Source organism: Nostoc sp. DSM 114167 (assembly GCF_052692655.1).
The window spans coordinates 843,386-865,957 of sequence record NZ_CP195116.1; the positions used below are offsets into that span (position 1 = coordinate 843,386).

At 42.9% G+C, this 22,572-nt stretch carries 22 protein-coding genes; 11 read left to right on the forward strand and 11 right to left on the reverse strand.

The annotated features are described in order from the left end of the window. Positions 1–5: 5 nt before the first annotated feature. Positions 6–1,400: a TldD/PmbA family protein gene (locus NSTC731_RS03440; RefSeq protein WP_445629637.1), complete on the reverse strand. Its 1,395-nt coding sequence runs from the start codon at positions 1,398–1,400 to the stop codon at positions 6–8. Positions 1,401–1,783: 383 nt separating this feature from the next. On the opposite strand from NSTC731_RS03440, the gene NSTC731_RS03445 reads away from it, so the two are divergent. After that, positions 1,784–2,101 carry an RNA recognition motif domain-containing protein gene (locus NSTC731_RS03445; protein WP_445629638.1) on the forward strand — a complete coding sequence of 106 codons (318 nt, stop codon included), beginning with the start codon at positions 1,784–1,786 and terminating at the stop codon, positions 2,099–2,101. Between the two features lie 432 nt (positions 2,102–2,533). Here NSTC731_RS03445 and NSTC731_RS03450 read toward each other — a convergent pair whose 3' ends face one another. The 3 genes from NSTC731_RS03450 to NSTC731_RS03460 form a co-directional block, all read right to left on the reverse strand. Beyond that, positions 2,534–3,469 (reverse strand): hypothetical protein, encoded by a 936-nt coding sequence (locus NSTC731_RS03450; RefSeq protein ID WP_445629639.1) that lies wholly within the window; start codon positions 3,467–3,469, stop codon positions 2,534–2,536. Between the two features lie 191 nt (positions 3,470–3,660). Next, a complete protein-coding gene (locus NSTC731_RS03455; protein WP_445629640.1) occupies positions 3,661–5,145 on the reverse strand; it encodes a galactose oxidase-like domain-containing protein in 1,485 nt (494 codons plus the stop codon). 467 nt (positions 5,146–5,612) lie between these two features. After that, complete coding sequence (locus NSTC731_RS03460; protein ID WP_445629641.1) at positions 5,613–7,820, reverse strand: amylo-alpha-1,6-glucosidase; 2,208 nt, start codon at positions 7,818–7,820, stop codon at positions 5,613–5,615. A gap of 131 nt (positions 7,821–7,951) precedes the next feature. Here NSTC731_RS03460 and NSTC731_RS03465 point away from each other — a divergent pair, with 131 nt between their 5' ends. Together NSTC731_RS03465 and NSTC731_RS03470 are read left to right on the forward strand one after the other, a co-directional pair. Then, on the forward strand, positions 7,952–8,563 hold the full coding sequence (locus tag NSTC731_RS03465; protein ID WP_322651784.1) for a peroxiredoxin: 612 nt from the start codon (positions 7,952–7,954) through the stop codon (positions 8,561–8,563). Positions 8,564–8,720: 157 nt separating this feature from the next. Beyond that, on the forward strand, positions 8,721–9,257 hold the full coding sequence (locus NSTC731_RS03470; protein WP_445629642.1) for a peroxiredoxin family protein: 537 nt from the start codon (positions 8,721–8,723) through the stop codon (positions 9,255–9,257). Between the two features lie 148 nt (positions 9,258–9,405). Here the strand turns inward: NSTC731_RS03470 and NSTC731_RS03475 are convergent, their stop codons facing one another. The 4 genes from NSTC731_RS03475 to NSTC731_RS03490 all read right to left on the reverse strand — a co-directional run bounded on the left by NSTC731_RS03475 (position 9,406) and on the right by NSTC731_RS03490 (position 12,759). Further along, positions 9,406–10,977: a serine hydrolase gene (locus tag NSTC731_RS03475; protein WP_445629643.1), complete on the reverse strand. Its 1,572-nt coding sequence runs from the start codon at positions 10,975–10,977 to the stop codon at positions 9,406–9,408. A 174-nt stretch (positions 10,978–11,151) separates the two neighbouring features. Beyond that, positions 11,152–11,892, reverse strand: coding sequence for an RNA methyltransferase (locus tag NSTC731_RS03480; RefSeq protein WP_445629644.1), 741 nt, complete (start codon positions 11,890–11,892; stop codon positions 11,152–11,154). A gap of 127 nt (positions 11,893–12,019) precedes the next feature. Further along, positions 12,020–12,415 carry an HNH endonuclease gene (locus tag NSTC731_RS03485; protein ID WP_445629645.1) on the reverse strand — a complete coding sequence of 132 codons (396 nt, stop codon included), beginning with the start codon at positions 12,413–12,415 and terminating at the stop codon, positions 12,020–12,022. 2 nt (positions 12,416–12,417) lie between these two features. Continuing rightward, positions 12,418–12,759, reverse strand: a complete 342-nt coding sequence (locus NSTC731_RS03490) for a hypothetical protein (protein ID WP_445629646.1) — start codon at positions 12,757–12,759, stop codon at positions 12,418–12,420. A gap of 192 nt (positions 12,760–12,951) precedes the next feature. Here NSTC731_RS03490 and NSTC731_RS03495 point away from each other — a divergent pair, with 192 nt between their 5' ends. The 4 genes from NSTC731_RS03495 to NSTC731_RS03510 all read left to right on the forward strand — a co-directional run bounded on the left by NSTC731_RS03495 (position 12,952) and on the right by NSTC731_RS03510 (position 16,636). Continuing rightward, positions 12,952–13,902 (forward strand): ABC transporter ATP-binding protein, encoded by a 951-nt coding sequence (locus tag NSTC731_RS03495; RefSeq protein ID WP_445629647.1) that lies wholly within the window; start codon positions 12,952–12,954, stop codon positions 13,900–13,902. Beyond that, positions 13,899–14,717, forward strand: coding sequence for an ABC transporter permease (locus tag NSTC731_RS03500; protein ID WP_445629648.1), 819 nt, complete (start codon positions 13,899–13,901; stop codon positions 14,715–14,717). The genes NSTC731_RS03495 and NSTC731_RS03500 overlap by 4 nt, the downstream gene beginning before the upstream one ends. Before the next feature lie 444 nt (positions 14,718–15,161). Then, entirely contained in the window at positions 15,162–15,908 is a 747-nt protein-coding gene (locus NSTC731_RS03505; protein WP_445629649.1) for an ABC transporter permease, read from the forward strand. 284 nt (positions 15,909–16,192) lie between these two features. Then, complete coding sequence (locus tag NSTC731_RS03510) at positions 16,193–16,636, forward strand: hypothetical protein (RefSeq protein WP_445629650.1); 444 nt, start codon at positions 16,193–16,195, stop codon at positions 16,634–16,636. Between the two features lie 350 nt (positions 16,637–16,986). Here NSTC731_RS03510 and NSTC731_RS03515 read toward each other — a convergent pair whose 3' ends face one another. After that, positions 16,987–17,721 (reverse strand): anti-sigma factor, encoded by a 735-nt coding sequence (locus NSTC731_RS03515; RefSeq protein ID WP_445629651.1) that lies wholly within the window; start codon positions 17,719–17,721, stop codon positions 16,987–16,989. Between the two features lie 4 nt (positions 17,722–17,725). Continuing rightward, entirely contained in the window at positions 17,726–18,400 is a 675-nt protein-coding gene (locus NSTC731_RS03520) for a sigma-70 family RNA polymerase sigma factor (protein WP_445629652.1), read from the reverse strand. Between the two features lie 477 nt (positions 18,401–18,877). Here NSTC731_RS03520 and NSTC731_RS03525 point away from each other — a divergent pair, with 477 nt between their 5' ends. The 4 genes from NSTC731_RS03525 to NSTC731_RS03540 all read left to right on the forward strand — a co-directional run bounded on the left by NSTC731_RS03525 (position 18,878) and on the right by NSTC731_RS03540 (position 21,052). Continuing rightward, the gene (locus NSTC731_RS03525) at positions 18,878–19,234 is read left to right on the forward strand and encodes a hypothetical protein (RefSeq protein ID WP_445629653.1); all 357 of its coding nucleotides are present in this window, start codon (positions 18,878–18,880) and stop codon (positions 19,232–19,234) included. A gap of 188 nt (positions 19,235–19,422) precedes the next feature. Continuing rightward, on the forward strand, positions 19,423–19,713 hold the full coding sequence (locus tag NSTC731_RS03530) for a peptidase (protein ID WP_445629654.1): 291 nt from the start codon (positions 19,423–19,425) through the stop codon (positions 19,711–19,713). Continuing rightward, positions 19,710–20,126 (forward strand): cupredoxin domain-containing protein, encoded by a 417-nt coding sequence (locus NSTC731_RS03535; protein ID WP_445629655.1) that lies wholly within the window; start codon positions 19,710–19,712, stop codon positions 20,124–20,126. The genes NSTC731_RS03530 and NSTC731_RS03535 overlap by 4 nt, the downstream gene beginning before the upstream one ends. A gap of 41 nt (positions 20,127–20,167) precedes the next feature. Continuing rightward, a complete protein-coding gene (locus tag NSTC731_RS03540) occupies positions 20,168–21,052 on the forward strand; it encodes a metallophosphoesterase family protein (RefSeq protein ID WP_445629656.1) in 885 nt (294 codons plus the stop codon). A 296-nt stretch (positions 21,053–21,348) separates the two neighbouring features. Here NSTC731_RS03540 and NSTC731_RS03545 read toward each other — a convergent pair whose 3' ends face one another. After that, positions 21,349–22,194, reverse strand: coding sequence for a PEP-CTERM sorting domain-containing protein (locus NSTC731_RS03545; protein WP_445629657.1), 846 nt, complete (start codon positions 22,192–22,194; stop codon positions 21,349–21,351). Positions 22,195–22,572 lie beyond the last annotated feature (378 nt).

The window sequence follows — 22,572 nt, forward strand, 5'->3', positions numbered from 1 at the left end:
ATAGTTCATGTTTCCCCACCAACCACTACGTCTCGAATTCGGAGGCTAGGGCCACCACAACCCACTGACAAGCCATTTTGCCCTCCTTTACCACAACCGCCAGATTCATCCCAATAAAAATCATCACCAAGTGCCTCAATATCCGCTAAAGTTTGGAATACATTTCCCGAAAGCGTCACATCCCGGACAGGTTCAGCAATTTTGCCGTTCCTAATCATCCACGCTTCCCCAGCGCTAAAGGTGAACATTTCTCCATTGGTCATCCCACCCAACCAATTACGGGCATAAACTCCTTCTTTGATATCGGTAAATAAGTCTGCAACTGGTGTTTTACCCCGTTCAATCCAGGTATTTGTCATCCGCACAATGGGAGTAAAGTGATAGTTGAGACAGCGGGCGTTACCCGTAGGCGCTTCCTCCAATTTGCCAGCAGTTTCACGAGAATGTAAACGTCCTACTAAAACTCCATCTTTAATTAGTTGAGTCGTAGTAGCTGGTGTGCCTTCATCGTCGTAAAAATAGCTACCGCGATGTCCCTCTGGAGCTGCACCATCAAAAATTTGCAGTTCTTCTGGCCCAAACCGCCGTCCGATGGTCATAACTTCCAGCAGATCGGGGTTTTCGTAAGCCATATCAGCCTCAGAAAGATGTCCGAAGGCTTCGTGGACGAATAAACCCGTGAGAATTGGGTCAATGACTACAGTGTAAGTATTGCCTTTGACCGGTGGTAGAGATAAAGCGGCGATCGCTCTTTGAGCAGCATCTTTTACCTGTTCATCCAAACTAGTTAAATCTTCGTAAGCTTTGCGAGAGCCAGTAGTTTCCCGTCCAGTTTGTACGGTTTCGCCATTTCTGGCGGTGGCGGCAAAGCGCATTTCCATATCTACCCAAGATTGCTCGATTAAAGTACCTTCAGAAGTAGCAATGATTACTTTTTGGGCGCTATCACCGTAACGCACCGAGGTAGTGGTAATTCGGCGATCGACGCTTTTAAGCAATTGGGCATAGCGATCGCACAATTGTTTTTTCTGCGAGAGTGGGATATTTCGGGGATCGGTACCTTTTAGGGGTAGAATGCATACTGCTTGCACTGGGTCAATGGGTGCAAGTAAAGTTTCTTCATTACCAACCATCCGCGCAGCTGCGATCGCTTCTTCTATGCGCTCTTCGATTGTTGCCAGTTGGTTAAAGCAGCTCAACCCCCATCCGCCTTTATAACAAGCGCGAATATGTCCACCAATGGAGATGCCTTCACTGAGAGTTTCCACCTTGTCGCCACGCAACAAGATATCAGTCCCTTCTGCTTCTTCCAGGCGAATCATCAGATAATCTACACGCTTAGAATAGCGAGCGATCAGGTCAGAAAGTAAATTTTGTGCCTCAGCAAGTGTAGTCGGCATTTCCAATTAGTAACAATGACGAACTGCATTTATTTTGCAATTATTTGGGGAATTTCTGCTACTTAATGTATCGGAGTTCGCCCATGAGCGGTAGGGGGAGCAGGGGAGCATACAACTCTTGGAGAGGCTACGCCAACGACTACGCTCAGTAACCGGGGGAGCAGGGGAGCAGGGGAGAAGTTGCAGTAAGTTTTTCCCCTCTGCCCCATGCCCAATCTTGGTTACAGTGGGTAAGAACTCAATGATATGCTAAGATAATCAAGTGAGAAGAAAATTCGGTTACATTCTTTGTTTTTAGTATTGACAGGCTTTTTCCTTTTGGTCTTAACAAGCTTGCCTCCGAAATCTAAATCTCTACACACCTATGATTTTGGAGATAATGGATGTCAATTTATGTAGGTAATTTATCCTACCAAGTCACACAAGATGACCTCAATTCTGTGTTTGCCGAACACGGTACTGTAAAGCGGGTTCAGTTACCTACTGACCGTGAAACAGGACGGCCACGCGGCTTTGCCTTTGTAGAGATGAGCACAGAAGCTGAAGAAACAGCTGCCATTGATGCTCTTGATGGAGCTGAATGGATGGGACGCGATCTCAAAGTGAATAAAGCCAAACCAAAGGAAGATAGAGGTGGTTCTTTTGGTGGTGGCGATCGTCGCGGCGGCGGTGGCGGTGGATACAATAGATCGCGCTACTAAGCTTTAAGATCAAAAATTAAGTTTTAACGTCTAAAGGGCAGAATCATTATCTGCCCTTTTTGCGCTTCGGTCTACTGGATAATTTTAATTGCCCAGTACCAATTAAGTAACCTGAGTTCGGGATAAGCTGAAACCCTCATTACAAGAAAGGCAGAGGGCAGAGGGCAGCTATGCTGAAGTTCAGGAGTATCAATTAAAACTAAAGTTGCAGGGTATAAAGCCCAGTTAAAACTGATAATTATACCGAGACTGCTTGCAGCGAGGTATAAAACGTCCTTGTTTCAATCCCGCTCTTTTAAGGGTGGGTTGCCTTCTGCCTTCTGCCTCCTGCCTTCTGCCTTCTGAAACCGTTGCTTTATTTTGGGATATATTAACGTGCTTGTGTCGTTTCAGCTAGCTAGAGGTGAATAAACCCGACTTTTCCCGAACTGACTAAGCACGAGCACGCGTAATCTGAGCAGTATCAAAGTCTTGTAACCGAGTCATATTTCCGCTGTTCTTATCAACAATAAATACAGCATTAGGTGTCTCATATCTCATAGCCCCAAAGGCGAGGAGTTGACCTGTTGCAGAGCAAACTAAGCTCTGTAAGCCATTATTCCATGCTTGACCATTAACTTTCAATTGTCCTAGTCTGATGGGCTTTTTTTGATTTGGATCTAGCTGCACCAGAGTTGTCTCACCATACGCACCAACTACAGAGCTATAAAGTACTCCATCTGGGGACTCAGCTAGATTGCTGATCCGCTCATCGTCCAGGAATTTAACCTTACTAATAGAACTTATCTCTCCTGTTTGAAGGTTAATATCTACCAATCTGATTGGTGGTGTACCGTTCTTCTTACCTACTAAACCAAGAAGTCGCCCATCATTAGTACCTAGCAAGCTCCCAAGCTGTTGATTTGGTTTAAGTCCTGAGACGATCAAAGTTTTTACAGGCGTACCCAAAAATGTAATGCGAGTAGGTGTCGCCTGTCTCCGACTAAGCGCAACCGGAGTAATGGCTACAACAAGTGTGCCATCGCTTAAAGAGGTAAAACCACTCAATATCTCATTAGGCTCTAATAGAGGTGTAGTTTTATCCGTAAGTACCTGAGCCTTGCCTGTCATTAAGGATTGCAAAACTAGTCCTACAGGCTTAATATCTGTGCTTACATTATTTAGGGCAGTGTTCTCTACTAATTCAGTGGTGTTTACCTCTGTAATAGCCGTTTGGTCAATAGTAACGATCGGGCTAGAACCTATACCGACAATATTTACAGTTGGTGTTTCTGCCAAGGCTTTCTTGGTTAGATAACTAAGTCCAGATACTACAGTTCCAGCAAGTGCCAATTGTCCAAACCGTCGACGTGATAGCTTGTAATTCATATTTTCCTTCCTAGAATTAATGACTTTTATTAGGTAGCAGTGCGAACATAAGTAGGTCGGCCTAAATAATTATTGTTGGGCTAAGGCAGTTCTTGCTGGGAGCAGGGAGCAGGGGAGAAAGAGTTTGAGCCTTATTTATTTTTCTTGACACAGTTTGGTTTTATTGCACCGACTTACTTAAACAGATAAGGCTAATATATTTGCGTCCAGGTTGCTACTGAGGGTGTTCCATTGTTGTCACTAATAAAAAGCATGTACCAGCCTGGGGGTGCGATATTTCGATTGTTTATGACCGTGACCTTAAGAGAAGTAGCGTTTCTAGAAATAATCGGTGCATCGACTAACCTTTGTTCCGTATCGCAAGAATGGGTAGTTGCCATTGGTCTAATAAAACTAACCCATTTAATATTCGCAGCTTGGCGTGTCTGAATCGTAAATTGCTGCCCGTAGGTCACTGTTTGAGGAGCGCTCTGAATAACTGGACGCGATCGCGACATATACGCAGGACTATAGATTTCTAATCGCAGTTCATTGACCGTCCGTTGAGGGTTCCCTCCAGCTGCTGCAACCCTACCATCTGGTAGCAGCAAAGCCACCGAGTGATATACGCGGGGGACAGTTTGTTTAGCTACTACTGTCCAGGTATTTGTCGCTGGATTGTAGATTTCTGCTGGCAGCATTGCTTGTGTTGTGTCCTCATTCATTTTGCTACCATTGCAAACAAACACTGTGCGATCGGGCAACAAAACTGCACTGTGATGCATCCGAGCATAGTTTAAAGGCTTTGCTGCTACGTAAGTTGGATTACTAGCTTTTAAATCGACAATATTTACTCTCTTTGTTGCTGTCTTACCACTACCCCCACCGAGAATCATCACCTTTTGATCTTGTGCAGGTGGTAAAAGCACACTGGCAGCTTGATCGCCAAAAGCTATATCTTGCAGCCCTGTAACCACTGTTTCTGTAATGGATTGTGTAAATTTCTCTGGCAGGGTTAATATCCTTGGTGTCACTCCAGTAACACCCATCTGAGCACCTGAATAAAAAATTTTACCACTACTTAGTAGAAACAGATGTGCGTATGCCGGTAAAGCACTAGTTGTTGGAAAAGCGTTCCAACCATTTGGAAAGAAAGCAGAATAAATTTCTGGTTGTCTATTGAGCTTGCCATCTTTATCTGGCCCGGACACTGCTAAGACTCGACCGCTGCCTAGTGTTAACACAGTAGGATACCAGCGACCATTATTCATTGATAGGATCTTGATCCATTTTTCAGCAATGGGATCAAACATCAGAGCATAGGGGGAACCATAAAATGGGTCATAGCGCAAAGTTCCACCTGCAACCAATAACAGACCATCAGGCCGGAAGGAGTGACCAGCACAGAAAAGATCCATAGGTTGATTGTTACTATCCAATGGAGGCGCTTGACGCGAAAAGGTTCCCTTGTTTATATCCCAAACCACACTGTCATAGGGAGTATTTAACCGATTGGGATCGTTACCTGAGCCACAGAAAAAGAATATCTTACCAGTACGAAGTAGAGCGGCATGTATAGGTAGGATTGGAGCCTTGTATGACAGTACTTGCCATTTATCTGTAGTAGTAGCTAGAGCAATGGAAGTCCCTAAATCTGTTACTTCTTGAAGGTTAGTGTTGTTATTAGGTTGAGTCACTTTATTTACAATTATTCCTACGTGAACTTCATTTTTTGTACTTTATTTTATTAATTGATTTCTCAATTTATATCTATACTTCTTTAGGCTTATTTAAGGTTAAAATATGATGCTTTTCATAATAAGGAAATATAAAATTAGATGCGATCAATAGTAATTGGGCTATTAATTATACATCCTGTAGAGTATCTAAATTAAGCCTTAACTACATTGCTACTATACAATAAAACTACATCTGATTCACGAAGTTTTCTTATAAAATATTTCCTCACAGAAGAAAATAAACATTTTTGGTTTTGCTGCCTCAATTTGTGAAATCATCAAAAATGTTTAGTAACTTTTGGATAATCAGATAAATTAATAAAAAGCTTGTATAGCAGTGGTTTTGTTGGTTCCAACTAGCAACGTTAATTTGTGAATGTATATTAATCAAGAATAATTATCCAAGACCATCTATATCGGTACAACTATTTAATGTAGCGGATTACTTCGGCAACTGACCAAGCCTGAGCGATCGCTCCTCTGGGTGTGTGAGGTGAATCGCCATCAAAAATCTCAGAAATAGAACCAAGACAAGCATCAAAGAAAAAGTGATCTAGCAAGGGTTGCCAATCAAAAGGCAACGATTGTTGTGGATAAAAACGTTGCCAAGCCCGAATATACGGCCCAATTAGCCAAGTCCAAACAGTGCCTTGATGATAAGCGCGATCGCGTTGCTGTTGATCGCCCTCATATTTTCCTTGATATTCTGGATCTCCTGGATCGAGACTGCGAAGACCATAAGGTGTGAGCAAGCTGGTAGTTGCCAAATCTAATATCTGACACCCTTGCTGTTCAAAAAACCCACAATGGTGTAACGACAGCGCCAAAACGGCATTCGGACGAATTTGAAAATTCCGGCGATCGTCTGGCTCAATAGTATCGTACAGATAACCTAGCTGAGGATTCCAGAATTTTTGCAGTGAGGTTTTCACGTGTTGTGCTTGGTTAGCATAACGCTGTGCTTGCTTAGTAAGACGCACTGGTGAGCCATATTCCATTTGGCTCAAGCGCTCTGCCCACTGACTCAGCCAACATAAAGCAGAATACCACAGTGCATTGATTTCCACCGGCTTCCCATAACGGGGTGTGACGGGGTGTGTCCCAATTATCACATCCATCCAAGTGAGAGCTACACCACGAGCATCCCAACTAACTAGCCCATCGGTAGCATCCACCTGGATATTGAAATGTGTACCACCGACAAACGCTTTATAGATTTGTTGTACTACAGGAAATTGCTCTGCCAAAAAATCCCAGTCTTGGGTAGCTTCTAAATAAAGTCCTAAAGTTTCAATCCACCACAATGCCGCATCAATACTGTTATAAATTGGTTCGCTATTGAGATCGGGAAATGCATTCGCAATCAAACCGTGGCGACAATAATGCCCAAAAGTTCGCAATACTCCTTTTGCGAGGTCAAAACGCTGTGGAACTAGTGCCAACCCCGGTAAAGCGATTAATGTATCGCGTCCCCAGTCATTAAACCAGTGATAACCAGCAATAACCGTAGGGCCGGCAATTGAGGCTCGATAGACGATAAAGCGATCGCTTGCTTTGAGTAGTTGTTGCCAGATTGAGAATTGGGCATAAGAGGCAGAGGTGCTAAGGGGAAAAGGGGCAGAGGGGAAAAACTTACTGCAACTTCTCCCCTGCTCCCCTGCTCCTCTGCCCCCCTGTCCCCCTGCCCCTCTATCTCCCTCTCTCCATCCAAAAATTTGGGAGAGCCTTTCTTGCTCTGCCTCCACAGCTTCTGTGAAGGTTTTGACGGTGAGAACACCTGGCACTGAGTCGGGAAAACCTACTCGTGCTTCTAAAGTTACCGTATCTCCTGGTTGAAGTGTGACTATCAAGTAACCAGGACTGTGGAGGTCTTCCTTGTCGCCTAATCCGCGTTTTGTCTCCTCAGACAATCTATAATCCCAATACCAAACTGCATCTGGTTGATAATTTCCTTGTGTCCAACGCAAGTGCCAAGGTATGCCGAAGCGCCCAGAATTGATTGCTTGTAAACAGACTTGCTGTTCCCCTAGCAATTGTGAAAACTGTAATTCTTGACTAGCAATCTGCTGGTGATGAAAGTCACGTTCTGCTATCAACAGTCGCAACCGTAAAATCGCTGTTTCAGTTCCTTCATAGCGATACTGGATTAAAATTCGATGGCAAAATTGGGCATTGGGCATAAGAGGCAGAGGGGAAAAACTTTCTGCAACTTCTCCTCGGTTACTGAGCGTAGTCGTTGGCGTAGCCTCTCCAAGAGTTGTATGCTCCCCTGCTCCCCATCCTCCAGTCCCCACCAAACCATAAGGCATCACCAATTGTCTGGTTAATTGCCAGTTATCTTGACCCCAAGTCCATTTAGGAACTGGGTTAATATCAAAACAGCGTAGCTGTTCGTAGCCTGTTCGCTCAATCTGACCGTTACCCCAAACATTTGTCCCCAGTGCCACAACGCGCCCTAATATTTCCAAGCTAGCTTCTAAGTGCGAAAGCAGCAGAGTCCTTCCAGAAGGTGGGTTTGTCGCGGCAAACAGCCAACCATGATATGTGCGCGTGCGGACATCAGAAATTGTACCGCTGGCAAAACTTCCTAAGCCGTTGGTAAGTAACCATTCTCTTGTATCTAAATCAGACATTTGCTACTCAAAATCGTTATGAGTATGATATAGTCGTAACAGATCGTAATTAAACTGTGAGAGCGTGGATGGGTAAATTTTACTTGACCCAAATTCCAACGCTACTAAACCGATAAAGGAGAATTAGGTTAATGTCCCTTACTTACGGAACCGAAGGAAGCCTCCGCGTTGGTCAACAAGCTCCCGATTTCACAGCAACAGCTGTGGTAGATCAGGAATTTAAGACAATCAAACTTTCCGATTATCGCGGTAAGTATGTCATCCTGTTTTTCTACCCACTAGACTTTACCTTTGTTTGTCCTACTGAAATTACAGCATTTAGCGATCGCTACGAAGAATTCAAGAAAATCAATACTGAAGTCCTTGGGGCTTCCGTTGACAGTGAATTTTCTCACCTCGCTTGGATTCAAACAGATCGTAAATCTGGTGGGGTCGGCGACCTGAATTATCCTCTAGTCTCCGACATCAAGAAAGAGATCAGCGCCGCTTACAACGTTCTTGACCCAGCAGCAGGCATAGCCTTGCGTGGTCTATTCATCATCGATAAAGATGGTATCATACAGCACGCCACCATTAACAATCTAGCTTTTGGTCGTAGCGTTGATGAAACCTTGCGAACATTACAAGCAATTCAGTATGTTCAGTCTCACCCTGACGAAGTTTGCCCAGCTGGTTGGCAACCTGGTGACAAGACCATGAATCCGGACCCAGTGAAGTCTAAAGTCTACTTCTCTGCTGTCTAAATTTCGCTAGCTAAAAAACTCTAATCCAGCCTTTTAGAGTTGAAAGCAAAATCAATGAAAACCACAGATAAACAGAGATACACATTAAACAATGTCAACCTCAGTCAATATCTGTGGTTTTTTATAAAATAGTATTTAAATAATCAAGGCTAAAAATATGTTGACTTCAACTGACTTTAGTGGCTTATTAAATGAGCGATTCTTCCGTAATTTTTTACCAGTTCCAGCTAGCAATCAACTCAGATTGGGAGTAGGAACACCTGATTTTCAATTGCCAGATATTACCAACGGAACTTTAGTAAAGTTGTCTGATTATAAAGGCAAACAACCAGTGTTACTCGCCTTTACTCGCATCTTTACCGAAAAGCAATATTGCCCTCTTTGTTTTCCTCACATCAAAGCTTTGAATAAAAACTACGAGCAATTCAAAAATCGCGGAATAGAAGTTTTGATGATTACTAGTACTGATGAAAAGCAAAGTCAAATAGTTGTCAAAGATTTAAGCTTAAAAATGCCACTCTTGAGCGATCCTAGTTGTCGAGTATTTCGTACATATCAAGTAGGACAAGCACTGGGAGCGCCTTTGCCAGCGCAGTTTGTATTAGATAAAGAAGGAAAATTGCGTTACTGGCATTTATTTTCTTTTTTGGATCGTAATGCTAGTGTTGAGACATTGTTAGAACAATTTAATTGACTATAAATATTCAAAATAAATTGCGTTTGGTGTGGAAAACTAGCTATTAGGAATAGGAACTCTTAAGATTTGAATGGTAATTTAGACCTTAATCATATCATCAAATCTTAATAGTTTCACTTGTTTGAAAAGTATTACGAATTACAAATTATCTTTGAGGATAATATTGAGGATTCGCAACTTGGGGCTGATAAACGTTTGTGGGTATTGTACTTCCCATGCCGTTAGGTACAGGAGTGGCAACAGGAGGCTGATAAATGCTCATGGGCGCAGTGCCTATTGTACTGTTAGGTAAAGCAGGATTCGCAACCTGGGGCTGATAACCATTTGCGGGTATGTTTGTAGTCGTGTTGGGTGTGACAGGATTTTGGCTAAACTCTTGGTAGGCTGCACGAGAAATTGAGCTAATCAATTTTTCGGCGCGGGGATCGTTTGCTGGACGTTGTACCATTACAGAGGCTATGTAGCGCTTGCCAGTTGGAACCACAATTAAACCTGTATCTGCCAACATTGTGCCGATATCACCCGTTTTGTGGTATGCTCTGGCACCTGTTCCCAAACCTGCTGGCAGCAGAGTGTCTTTTTGGGTGCGACGCAAGATATCAAGCATGAGATCGCGTGATGGCATACTGACTAAATTTCCTTGACTTACAATCGCCATCAAATTTCCTAGTTCTTTGGGACTAGTGGTATTTGTCCCTTGCAAATCTGGGAGTTGATTACGAATTGTTGTGGTTGTCAATCCCCAACTACGGAAACGCTGGTTTAAAGCGTCTATTCCTCCTAGTCGGGCAATCAGCATATTTGTCGCCGTGTTATCGCTGATTGTAATCATTTTAGTGACTACTTCCAAAGCGGCGTACTGAGTTCCTGGTGGTTTGTATTGCAGATTTCCTGAACCGCCAGCGACCATATCTTGTTGCATGGTCAGCATATCATCTAGGCGAATCTTTCCCGCGTCCACATCCTGGAAAAAGGCAATCAAAATCGGTAATTTAATCGTGCTAGCCGCCGGAAAACTGGTAGAGGCATTGATATCTACATAATTACCAGTATCTAAATCTACTAAGAAAATTCCAGGTGTGAGATTTGGGTTGGTCGCCGCCAAATTTTGCACGGCATTTTTCAAAGAGGTAATTTCCTGAGATAGGTATAGACTCGAAGCTGCGGCTGGGGGAGTTGGGGTAGGTTGTGGCTGCGATCGCGCCACATTACTAACATTACTATTAGATTGCGACGCCGAATTCGTGCTAATGCGATTGGCTGGGTCTAATACTGACAATACAGTGCCCACAATTGCACCCATGCCAATACCCACAATCAATAACCGCAAAACATACAATACGGTTTTGGCCATTGGCTTTAACTGGGTTTTTCGCGATGAGCGTCTGCCTGTTTTTGGCTTTTCCATCCGCACTGTTTTAACCATCACAGCACCCGGCCGGAAGGGAGGATTTCCCTTGACACTAGGTATTGGTTTTACTGCCGTTGGCATAACTAACCCCGATTTTACCCTACGTGTAGCGCCAGAGATTGGGGAGGAAGGACTAATTTGATTTTTTGGGCGTGTTAGTGCCCCTTCTTGTCCATTTGTAGTTTGCTGCTGACTGTTAGCTTTAACTTTCTTCTTTACCACTTTTTGAACTTTTTGTGGCTGCTGGCGGCGATTTAAGGGTTGACGCCGCGAGAAAGCTGTTAGTTCGCCACTTGATTCTGACACCGTTACTCCTTGTGACCCACTTGAGTGTTTTCTTGCAGACTCTTGACCCCAAACTTAATCTTTAAGCAATATTAATACTCAAATTCCACTTTGCCACTAAGTAGCATTTTTGTGTTTAGTTTAAGCCATATTAATTATTTTGGGGAGATGATTGCGTATATATTAAACGAATAATTACAAGTTTTCACTATTCTTCTGGTTTTTCAGGGCCCATTCTACCTGCTGCAAAATTCCTCGTAGCATGGCCACCTCCCCAGTTTTCAAGTGAGCGCGATTATACAATTGGCGAAATTTTCTCATCCGACTAGCTGCCGTATGGGGATATACATAACCAATTTTCAGTAATAGTGATTCTAATTGCTGGTAGTATCCTTCCACAACATCTAAGGGTGCGAGTTCAGTTTGAGGTAAAGTTTGAGTGTCAAGTTTTTGGGCAGATTGTGACAATTCATAACAACAAATTGCGACAGCAGTAGCCAAATTGAGGGCGACATAATCTTGACTTGTGGGAATGCCAACAAACCGCTGTGCATAATTTAATTCTTCATTACTTAATCCCCGGTCTTCTCTGCCAAAAATCAGGGCTGTGGGTTTTTCTGGTTCCTCCACTAACCAGGGTAGTGCAGTGCGAGGATTTTCTAAAGGTGTTTCTAAACTACGAACGCGACCAGTAGTAGCGATCGCCCTGACACATCCATGTAATGCTTCTGGTAAGGTCGCCACGAATACCGCAGATTCTAAAATTTCCTGAGCGTGAACAGCCATCATCAAAGCTTCCGTCGATAGAGGATCGCATTGGGGGTTCACTAATACTAAATTATACAGCCCGAAATTTTTCATTACTCTGGCGATCGCGCCGATATTGATCGGCCCAGCTGGTTCTACCAACACAATTCTTAATCCAGCCAAGCCCATTTTTTGCCTCCTGCGATCGCACCAGATAATCCTTACAGGCTAATTTTCAGCGTTATGCTTCTGCTGAAGAGTTTCCTTGAAATTATTTTAGCGGTGTAAGTGAATGCCTGCGTCAGTTCTGAAGAGTTCAGCGCAATCTTTGCCGTTCAGCTAGTCGTTCGTCACTATTTATTTGTAGTAATCTAATCGTTGTACGTCCCATAGGTGTTAATCCCACTAGATTCAGTTCTGAAAATGTGAAGTGTTCAGCCCATTTCTGGGTGCGTGGGTTAAAGAGAAAGCTAAAAGCCCCTGTTTCTGGATCAAAAGATCCTAAGTCAGTGCCTTTATGACGGTTACATCGCCAGCAGGTGAGGGCTAAATTATCAGCATTTGTTGCGCCACCGTGCTTTTGAGTAATAACATGATCGATCTCATGGGCAAAAAAAGCAACTCCTGCGGGTAACTGGCAATATTCGCATCTGTAGTTTGCGCGTTCTTCTACAAGTCGGCGAAGAACAATCGGAATATAGGTTACACTCACGGTCAGCTGGTCAAATAAGATAAGTTACCAGCTTTAATTATCACAACTAAGTGTTCAATACGTTCGTATTCATCTAGTTCTTTCAACTCCGTGGGTGTGAGTTCACCTGCGTTACTGCGTGTTAACAAGGTACGCAACCGTTCTTGCATTTGGGGAGTAGGTTTAAATTCAGCAATTTGTTCAGGAGTAGGGTTGCTAGCCAAAAAATCTAGGATATATCGATAAACTTGTGCTGGTACAGCTGGTTGTTGGAGACTCAAAGCAAGTAGTTCAGGTAAGCGATCGCCTACTTGTGCTAGTTGTTGAGATAATTCCTCTGATACTTCTAAGGTGATTCTTGGCATGGGGATTGCATTGGCAATTTACTTATTATTAAATGATATATCTCGAAATTTTTCATCCCCTAGCGATCGCTCCGACATTGATTGCCCCAGCTACCTCTAGCAAGACAATTCTTACTCCAGCCAAGCTCATTTTTTGCCTCCTGCCCAAATATGTCTCACATTCTGGTCGAAAATCTCAGGAAGACTTTCTTTGTGTCTGAACGTTCCTCTGGGCTTTTCGGTTCAATACGAGGACTTGTGCAGCGAAAAACTAAAGAAGTTTATGCCCTCAAAGGAGTTTCGTTCTCCCTAGAACGTGGAGAACTTGTAGGATACATTGGTCCAAATGGAGCCGGGAAATCGACTACGATTAAAATTTTAAGCGGTATTCTCGTACCTTCTAGTGGAAAATGCCTAATTGGCGGACGAACTCCTTGGAAAGATCGAATTAAGCACGTTAATCGTATCGGTGTAGTGTTTGGTCAAAGAACACAACTCTGGTGGGATTTACCAGTGATTGAGTCTTTCGATTTGCTGCGGGATATTTATCGCGTTCCCCAATCAGAATATCGCCAGACACGCGAAGAAATGATTGATTTGCTTGGTCTTGAAAGCTTACTCTCGACTCCGGTGAGACAGTTAAGCCTTGGTCAAAGGATGCGATGTGATTTTGCAGCCGCCATGCTTCACAGACCGGAAATTCTTTTTCTTGATGAACCTACTATTGGGCTTGATGCAGTTTCCAAGCTTGCAGTCAGAAAATTTATCAAAGTGCTAAATAAAACTCATCAAGTAACCACCATCCTGACTACTCATGATATGGATGATATCGAGGCATTGTGCGATCGCATAATTATTATTGGTGGAGGTGAAATCCTTTGTGATGGAACTCTAGCAGCACTGCGTTCTCAAGTTTCCTCGCGTCGATACTTAAGAATCGACCTAGCAAACGATGATTTCTTTTTTGAACTAGAAGGAGTCAGTATTATCTCTAAAGAAGGTCGCACCGTAACTCTCGCCTTCGATCCCACAAAGCTTTCTGCTGCGTCTTTAATTAGCCAAGTTACCTCACAACACGAAGTAGAGGATCTTTTTGTAGAAAATCCACCTATTGAAGAGATAATTGCGGAACTTTATGCAATTTCAGCAGGAATTATCCCATGAAAGCATATTGGTCACTGTTTGTTGCTAGATTTACACTGCTGTTGCAATACCGTGCTGCTGCTTTGGCTGGCATTGGAACTCAGCTTTTCTGGGGGTTAGTAAAAGTAATGGTTTTACAGGCATTCTTTACTCATACAACCTCTGCTCAACCTATGACTTTTCAACAAGCTGTAGGATATGTGTGGCTGGGACAGGCGTTTTTGATGGCAATTGTCCCTTGGGGAGGTGATAGAGATATTCAAGAACTCATCCGAACTGGTGCTGTAGGATACGATCTTCTTCGACCCACAGACCTTTATAATTTTTGGTTTACTCGCGCTTTGGCACTTCGCACAACGCCCCTGATACTTCGTAGCATTCCGCTTCTTGGAGTCACAATTTTTCTTTTTCCCTTTTTGGGGCTTGATGAATGGTCGCTTTCTTTTTCACCCTCCTTTGCTTCTTTTGTTGCCTTTTTTCTCTCTTTTATTGGTGCAATTTTACTTTCGTCTGCATTAACTATGCTTCTGACTGTATCAATGATGTGGACAATTTCGGGGGAGGGAATTAATAGTATTCTACCTACTCTTGTTAGTATCTTCTCTGGCATGATTGTTCCGTTGCCACTTTTCCCTGAGTGGAGCAAGCCTTTTTTGAATGCACTTCCTTTTTCAGGACTAATCGACAAACCTTTTCGTCTTTTTACTGGAAATCTTCAACCAAATTCCCTGTTTAATATATTACTGCATCAAGCTTTTTGGATAGTTGTCATTATTATCATTGGGCGTGTTCTTGTGAAATATGGCATCAGAAAGCTTGTCATTCAGGGAGGATAAGTCAGACAATTTTGGATTTGAGATTTTGGATTTTGGATTGACCCCATAGATAAATCTAGGGCTTGGGAATTTTAGATTTTAGATTTTAGATTAACTCCATAGATGAATCTAGGGACTTGTACCATCAAGGAATGTCGGTCAGACAATTTTGGATTTGAGATTTTGGATTTTGGATTGACCCCCATAGATAAATCTAGGGGCTTGTACCATCAAGGAATGTCGGTCAATAATTCGTAATTCGTAATGACGCTCTCTACGACACGCTAAAAGCGTAGCTTGCTTCCCCGTAGGGGTACGTGGACTCGCTACTGCTACGCTAACGTAATTCGTAATTTTTTAAGTAGGAGATAAGTTAAGTAATTTATTTTATAGGAAAATTACAACGCGATTATGAATGATTTTTTGCTTTACCTTCGATATATTTCTGTATCTTTCAAGTCGCAAATGCAGTACAAAATTTCTTTCTGGCTGCAAGTCATAGGGCAGCTTGTAGGAACTGCTGTTGAATTTTTTGGAATCTGGGCACTTTTTAGTCGTTTTAATAGTATTGGTACGTGGACTTTAAATGAAGTTGCTCTCTTTTATGGAATAGTTAATATTTCTTTCGCTTGTGCTGATGCCCTTGGAAAAGGATTTGACTCATTTACAACAATAATTAAAAGTGGAGACTTTGACCGTTTACTTGTTCGTCCACGCACCACAGCACTTCAACTGTTAGGTAAAGAGTTTACTTTAAAACGAATCGGAAGACTTTTTCAAGGAATTGTTGTTACGTGGTGGTCACTTTCATCTCTCCACATCCCTTTAACTTTTAAAAGTTTATGGCTTTTAGGCACTTCATTTATTGGTGGGGTTGCGCTCTTTGTTGGCATTGTTATTATACAAGCAACCATCACCTTCTGGACTATTGAATCTCTCGAAATTATGAATATCCTCACTTATGGAGGAGTCGAAACGGCTCAGTACCCTCTTGCAATTTATAGCAAGTGGTTTCAGCGATTCTTTACTTTCTTGATACCACTTGCTTGCGTTAGTTATTTTCCTTTGCTTGCAGTACTTGAAAAAGAAGATGCTTTTTTAGTGCCTTTGTGGTTTTGCTATGTATCGCCAATCGCAGGGATTATCTTTCTAATAGTTGCGCTCCAGCTTTGGAAAATAGGAGAGCGATACTATTGTTCTACTGGGAGCTAAACAAAATTTTAGCTGTGTACTCAAGCATATTTTAAATGGACAGATTTACTTTTGTTGACACAGTTTGGTTTTACTGCACCGACTTACTTAAATGGGGAATTCCCCATATTTATGTTGATTTACGTATAATTACATACGCATTATCGAAAAAATGAAGTATAAAGTAACAGGGCAGCAAGAAAGTTAAAAATAAAAATAAAGATTCTTTTTAGAAAAAGTATTTTCGCTATCCTTCATTTCTACTGCCCAACTTTCACGAAACATAGTTGGAGATCATAGAACCTATGCAGCACGTATTTAAGCAAAGTTTTATACTTTCAGCCACTACTGCGATCGCTTTATTATTTGCAGGTTGTGGCGAAAGTAAAGTTGCTCAATGTAACAAAATCATAAAGGTTGCCAATCAGACATCTACTCTCGGTCAGGAATTCGCTAAAAATCCCAATCCTGCAAAAGGTTCCAAAGCTCTAACTGAACTTTCGGCTAAGATAGATCCACTTGCGAAAGAGATGAAAACACTAGAAATTAAAGATGAAAAATTGCAAGGTTTCCAAGGACGCTTTATCACACTCTATCAGAACATTAGCAAAGAATTGAATAATGCAGCAACAGCCATAGATAAAAAGAATCTACCAGCAGCAAAGGGCTTTCTGGTATCTCTGCAAAAGAGTAGTAACGAAGAAAGTTCAATAGTCAATGAAATTAATAGCTATTGCTCTGGTAAATAACCAACTCTTGCTCCTACCTCTGCAATTATCAGTGCTGGATTGGGTAATTGTGTAGGATTACAATACTGCACGCTTTGTGGATTTTTAACTTGGAATTGGGTTTTGGGAAAAGGTTACTGGGTTTAGGTTAAAGGTTTTGTCTTTCCCCTTTTCCCCGCCCCTTATCCCCAGAGGGGGCCCCACCTTCCCCTTTTCCCCAAAACCCGACAAGTATTGTGTGGGATTAATTACCACTCCAGGCCAATAGGCGCGAATGGCTTGACTTTAACGCAGATTTTTGATTTTGGAGAAAATCCGATCTAATTGTGGTAATAGTATTTGGGCTAGGGATAGAGGGTGAGTTACTGAGGTTAGATATTGGTCGATGAGTTACTCTGCATCACGATAGTTCCGGTTGGATAACGACTAGTTTCAGACAATTCCAACGTCACGAATAATCCAGAGATACCTGTGTCATAAAAGTCGGCAGGCATCCAGAATTTATCTAGCACCTTTCCTTGAGCATTAATTTTCAGAGTGCCACAGGGAATTTTTTCGCCATCAGCGATCGCCCAAAGTCGATATACTTTTCCTGTGGGGGGAGCTGGCAGATTTTGCACGGCTAGAATCCCCTGTCTTTGTCCTAGATTCACCACAAAGCTACCCGTAGCGGTATCCGACGCATTCACAGCCTTGAGAGAGAAAAGTTGTGTCTGTGACTGTTGCAGTAGGGTATTGATGTCACTAGCCATACGGAAATCCTGTCGCAAGCGATAGTTATCCATTCCTAAATACAGAATTAGGAGTGCCGCGACACTACCCATGATGTTGTACCAGAAAAGCCGAGACGGTTTGGGCTGGGAGGATTGGAAAGTCGTGGTAGCGGCAGCCAGAATGGCAGATTGGAGATGGGGAGGCGGTTCAACGCTATTTAAGCTGTAAACAACCCGATCTAAGGTTGCCTGAAGCCGCTTCACTTCTGCCACTAATGCTGGATTTTCTGCCAGCAGTTGCTCGAAAACTTCTAGTTCGGCGCGATCGAGGTCGCCCACAACATAGCCTGCTGCCAAGGTTTCGATTGCTTGAGGAGTAAGGGGTTCAGTCATAACCTTAGTCAATGGAGTGTTGTAAAAGTTGCTTCAGTTTCAAGAGTCCCTGGCGAGTCCAGCTTTTGACGCTTCCCAGGGGTTTATGCAGTTGTTGGGCAATTTCTGATTGGCTCAGTCCGGCATCATACGCCAGTTCGATCACCTGTCGTTGCCGATCTGAAAGCTGGGCCAAAGCCTGCCGCACTTGCTGCGATCGCTCATTGAAAACAGCCTGCTCAACCGGAGTAGGCGCAGGGGGTGCAGCAGTAACGTTCTGCCCCCAACGTTGCACCAAATTAAGGGTGCGACTGCGCGATCGTAGTTTGTCGATCGCCCGCGATCGAGTCATGACAATCAGGTAGCGCATCAAATGATCGTGGTGAGCCGGGTCAACCGGACGCTGCCATAATGACAGAAAAATTTCCTGGGTTAGGTCTTCGGCTTCCGGCTGGCTTTGCAAAACTTTCAGCGCCACTCCATACACCACGCTGCCGTAGCGCTCGTAGAGACACCTTAACGCCGTTGGCAGATGTGCCTTCAGGTCATCCAAAAGTGCAGCATCGCTCTTCGATGAAGGTTCTGATGAATGGCGATCGCGAGAACTTAGATCCATAGATTCAGGTGAATAGACCGAGGCTAATTTCTCTGCAAAAATGCCTAATGTATCTTGCAGCGTGAGTGCCAATCCTGATTTCACAACTTTTGAGTATAGAGCAAACTTACTTTCATTTCTAAAACGATTGGTGAAGCTAATTGGATGAGTCTAGTGTCGAAATTTTGTAGAAGTCGGTTATTTTGTTCTGATTAACTCGCACCCCAAACCGAACGCACCGCGAACATCAGTCTAGCAAAGGCATTTGAAAAGTTTAAATCCAAAATTGCTTCTCAGTCGTCTTAAAGGTAGAGACAAGTAAGTAACCCAGTTAGCATTCTTTGCAGGCATAAGTTGTAACTAAATTCCTGAAATCACGCTAATTGCTTACCTACCCACTCCTACAGCTTTTAATACTGGCCATTGCACTGCAATGTCCCGACGAAATTTATATCGTCAATTTGTAACGCTCTTTTTTGGCAGTTTGGATTCAACCAAATTGTCTGAAAGTTTGTGCTGCATCCATGCATTAAAGGTCAGTAAAACCGCTGTAGCCAAACAACCAATCTTAGAGGTAATTCTATGCGACGCTCTATTTCTGTGCTGTTAACAACATTGCTGCTGTCTGCCACCATTTTGCCTGCTGCGGCGCAGGCTCAAACCGCACCAATCAGCCTTAATCCATACGTGGGAAATCAACACAGGGCAAACCAGATCGGTTCTTTTAATCTGGCAACTCTTGCATATCAAGGCTACTTAAAAGACCAAGGTATTCCCAGCAATGGTGCATTGATCGATGCGATCGCGTCTGGAACAATCACGGCTCAAGACATTATTCAAGCTGCTGTCAAAGCGAATCGACTATCTGAGCAAACGTTAAGCGATCGAGGCTATCGCCATAACCTTGAAGATCAACTGCAAGGATTTACAGCAGACTAAAAAACTGGCGTTGCTGAATCAATCATGACCAAGGTATGAAACAACGCCGCGATTCAACTGGCATGGCAAAGCATTCGGGAATTCATCGGGAGCATCCTTTCAGGCACTTGATTAGCCAATGCTTTGCTTCTACCAATCAAATATATATTGATGCCTTCCAGTAATATCCTTACAAGAATACTCAAACGATGAAAAACACATTTCGCAAGTACCATCGGCTAATTGCCACACTCTTTTGTTTGCCGTTGCTCTTTACGGCTCTGACTGGCATTAGCGTTGCGATCGCCGACACATGGTTGCATCAAGAAGAGTTGGCTGGATTTTTGATCGCTGTTCACACTATGCAAATCTTCAAACTCGATGCCATTGTGCCAGTTTTAAATGGGCTAGGTCTAATTGGCTTAGTGGCTACCGGAGTGAGCATGACTGGACTGTTTGCTAAACGTCATCAACCAAAGCGGATAAAAGAACGCTCATGAAATACATTTCTTATTTTTTCATCGCGATCGCCAGTGCCTTCTTGGTAATCCTATTGTCGTTGTCATCCTGTAGTCCAAACCATAAGGCAACGACTATGCAACCAATGATGATGAAACAACCCAAGGAACAGCCCCAAATTAGCCAACAGCCTGCCGATGTTACTGTCAAAATTCGTAATTTCAAATTTGAGCCAGCAAATTTAGCTCTTGCTGTTGGTAAAACTGTGCAATTTATCAATGTCGATGAAGAACCCCATACGGCTACGGCTACGGATGGTACTTTCAACTCTAAAGCACTGGATACCAATCAAACCTGGAACTACACCGCCACTAAACCGGGAACCTATCCCTATATTTGCTCAGTTCATCCCTTTATGAAAGGGACGCTGACAGTAACAAATAAGAAAAACTAACCAGAGGAATACCAATGCAACGCAGAAAATTTCTTGAACACGTGGGCTGGACAGGACTCGGCATTGTATGGACTGTTGGTGCAAATGGTTTATTAACTGCCTGTAAGGTGGGAGAACCAAATGCTCAAAAATCATCCACGACTTCACCGTTTTCCTTCGTTCAAATTAGCGATACGCACATCGGTTTCAAAAAACCTGCAAATGAACATGTCACCGATACGCTTCAGAAAACCATCGATGCAATCAATGCCTTACCCACTCCACCCGCCTTTGTCATTCACACGGGAGACATCTCCCATTTATCTAAACCAGAAGAATTCGATCTGGCCAAACAACTGCTTTCTCAATTGAAAGTCCCACTGTTTACTTTACCAGGGGAACACGATACGATTGGCGATCGCGGCAAAGCCTACGAGGAAGCCTTTAACCGCAAGGATGCCAAAGAAGGCTTACAGGTTTGGGATTGGGCGGGAATCCACTTTGTCTCCTTAACCAATGTGCTGGACTTTGGGGCAACCGGCACAGGCAAACTAGGTGAGGCGCAACTGGACTTGCTCTCCAAAGATTTGGCAGCGCAGAAACAGGATACGCCTCTGGTTGTTTTCAGCCATATTCCTCTATATGACCTTTATCCCAAATGGGGATGGGCAACTGCTGATTCTGCTAAGTTGCTCTCACTGCTATCTCGCTTTGCATCGGTAACAGTGTTAACGGGGCACATCCATCAAGTGATCGAGCACAGCGAAGGCAATATTCGCTTCCATAGTGCTACGACGACCGCTTATCCCCTCCCCGCTCCAGGTCACGGCGATCAACCTGCTCCCGTCAAGCTCCCTGAAAATAATCTGTTGGCGGTGCTTGGATTCCGCACAGTTGAGGTAATTTCTGGGAAGGATACTAGAGTTGACCAACATACTCTCTTGTAGAAATATAGTTCAACAAATACTAAGAGCGATCGCGTTCTGGACGCTTTCGGATATAGTCCAATACGATTCAGTTAAGAATTATTGGTCTTTGAAGACGCGATAATCGCGTCTCTACATCTGGATCTTGGGCTTAACTGAACCGTATTGTTATATGAGCGAGGACTGGCAGTTTATTCTGGCTTTTGATGCTGGGTTTGGGGCTTCTTAGCTGTGTCATTCTCCCCTCCTGGCTTTGAGTCCTTCTTTCTGATTTTACTGTTCCCGGAGTGACAAAAGAAAGTTTTACAGACCTTAAATCAATCCTTATTAACCAACAACGCAAGCGAAGAAGCTCTTTTACGCTTGCGTATCGAGACAGCACCAAACATAGTGCAAGTAAACAGCGAACCTAGAATTGTTGAGGGTTCTGGGACAGTATAGACGCTCACCTGATTACTTTTAGATTCTATTAAGGTTAAACGAGTTAACTTATCGAAAGTACGGGAATATTTACCCTTAAAGCTAGTCAAAGCATATTCCTGTGTTCCGCCAAAAGATTTATCAATAGTAGTCTGATTTGAATCAAGAGTTATGTTACTACTCGGTTCAAATACAAAAGCATCATTGTTACCTATAGTTGATAAATTTCCAGAAATCTTGAAAGAGTCTAAAAGATTACCAGTATCGCTGTCGTATAACTCATATAAGAACTCTCCACGAGCATTTGCACGTTCAGTCACGGCATCATCAATGGATGTTTTCAGGTTAAATAAGCCACTGAAATCAAAAGAAAACTCTTTGTCAACGATGAAATCATAACCGATAATCCCAGCAAAGCTTTCCGCCGACCCTGTATAGCCATCACCCTGACCTTGAGCTTGGCTGAAGGAAAAATTGGAGGCAGAGTTGTTTGCATCGATATTAAACTTAGCCTCAGCGTTAGCATCAGCAGTTACTTGACCACCTGTGCTAATTGTGTTGGTCAAAGTATCAGTCAAAGTCCTAACATCTAAAGGGCTGCTACTAAAGTTGTTGATGTTGAATTTTGACTCAGAATATGCAATGGTAGCAGCTTGGCTTGGTAAGGTTGCCAATATCGAAGTAGCGATCGCTGGAGTAGCCAATGCAAAAAAACGCTTTACAATTTTGGTGTAGTTTTTCATACAATTAATTGTTTTCATTCAGAATGTTAAGATTGCAAATTTGTCATGCTTGTCTACTGCCTTACTGATAAGTAAGAACAAGTTATAGGCAAGCAGGATGGTCAGCTTGGGAACTTTTCAAGCCATGTTTGTCTTATTTAGAAGGAATCTTCTATTTCAGGACTAATTTTTATTTACCATTTGCGCAGTTTTATATAAGTAATAACCGTATAAGTAAATTAGTTATTAAACCCAGTGCGCGTTCAATTGGTTACATATTTATACTAGTCGTGCATCCACTAGTTTCTTGTAAAGCTTGAGTAAAAAAGAGCATTTTTTAATTGGGATTTACGTAAGGATTCAGTAGAGAAAAGTTCACAAATTCAGTAGAGAAAAGTT

Coding starts and splice junctions, on each gene's coding strand:
- NSTC731_RS03440 (WP_445629637.1), bottom strand. CDS start 1,400: ATGCCGACTACACTTGCTGAGGCACAAAATTTACTTTCTGACCTGATC.
- NSTC731_RS03445 (WP_445629638.1), top strand. CDS start 1,784: ATGTCAATTTATGTAGGTAATTTATCCTACCAAGTCACACAAGATGAC.
- NSTC731_RS03450 (WP_445629639.1), bottom strand. CDS start 3,469: ATGAATTACAAGCTATCACGTCGACGGTTTGGACAATTGGCACTTGCT.
- NSTC731_RS03460 (WP_445629641.1), bottom strand. CDS start 7,820: ATGTCTGATTTAGATACAAGAGAATGGTTACTTACCAACGGCTTAGGA.
- NSTC731_RS03465 (WP_322651784.1), top strand. CDS start 7,952: ATGTCCCTTACTTACGGAACCGAAGGAAGCCTCCGCGTTGGTCAACAA.
- NSTC731_RS03470 (WP_445629642.1), top strand. CDS start 8,721: ATGTTGACTTCAACTGACTTTAGTGGCTTATTAAATGAGCGATTCTTC.
- NSTC731_RS03480 (WP_445629644.1), bottom strand. CDS start 11,892: ATGGGCTTGGCTGGATTAAGAATTGTGTTGGTAGAACCAGCTGGGCCG.
- NSTC731_RS03490 (WP_445629646.1), bottom strand. CDS start 12,759: ATGCCAAGAATCACCTTAGAAGTATCAGAGGAATTATCTCAACAACTA.
- NSTC731_RS03500 (WP_445629648.1), top strand. CDS start 13,899: ATGAAAGCATATTGGTCACTGTTTGTTGCTAGATTTACACTGCTGTTG.
- NSTC731_RS03505 (WP_445629649.1), top strand. CDS start 15,162: ATGCAGTACAAAATTTCTTTCTGGCTGCAAGTCATAGGGCAGCTTGTA.
- NSTC731_RS03510 (WP_445629650.1), top strand. CDS start 16,193: ATGCAGCACGTATTTAAGCAAAGTTTTATACTTTCAGCCACTACTGCG.
- NSTC731_RS03515 (WP_445629651.1), bottom strand. CDS start 17,721: ATGACTGAACCCCTTACTCCTCAAGCAATCGAAACCTTGGCAGCAGGC.
- NSTC731_RS03525 (WP_445629653.1), top strand. CDS start 18,878: ATGCGACGCTCTATTTCTGTGCTGTTAACAACATTGCTGCTGTCTGCC.
- NSTC731_RS03530 (WP_445629654.1), top strand. CDS start 19,423: ATGAAAAACACATTTCGCAAGTACCATCGGCTAATTGCCACACTCTTT.
- NSTC731_RS03535 (WP_445629655.1), top strand. CDS start 19,710: ATGAAATACATTTCTTATTTTTTCATCGCGATCGCCAGTGCCTTCTTG.
- NSTC731_RS03545 (WP_445629657.1), bottom strand. CDS start 22,194: ATGAAAAACTACACCAAAATTGTAAAGCGTTTTTTTGCATTGGCTACT.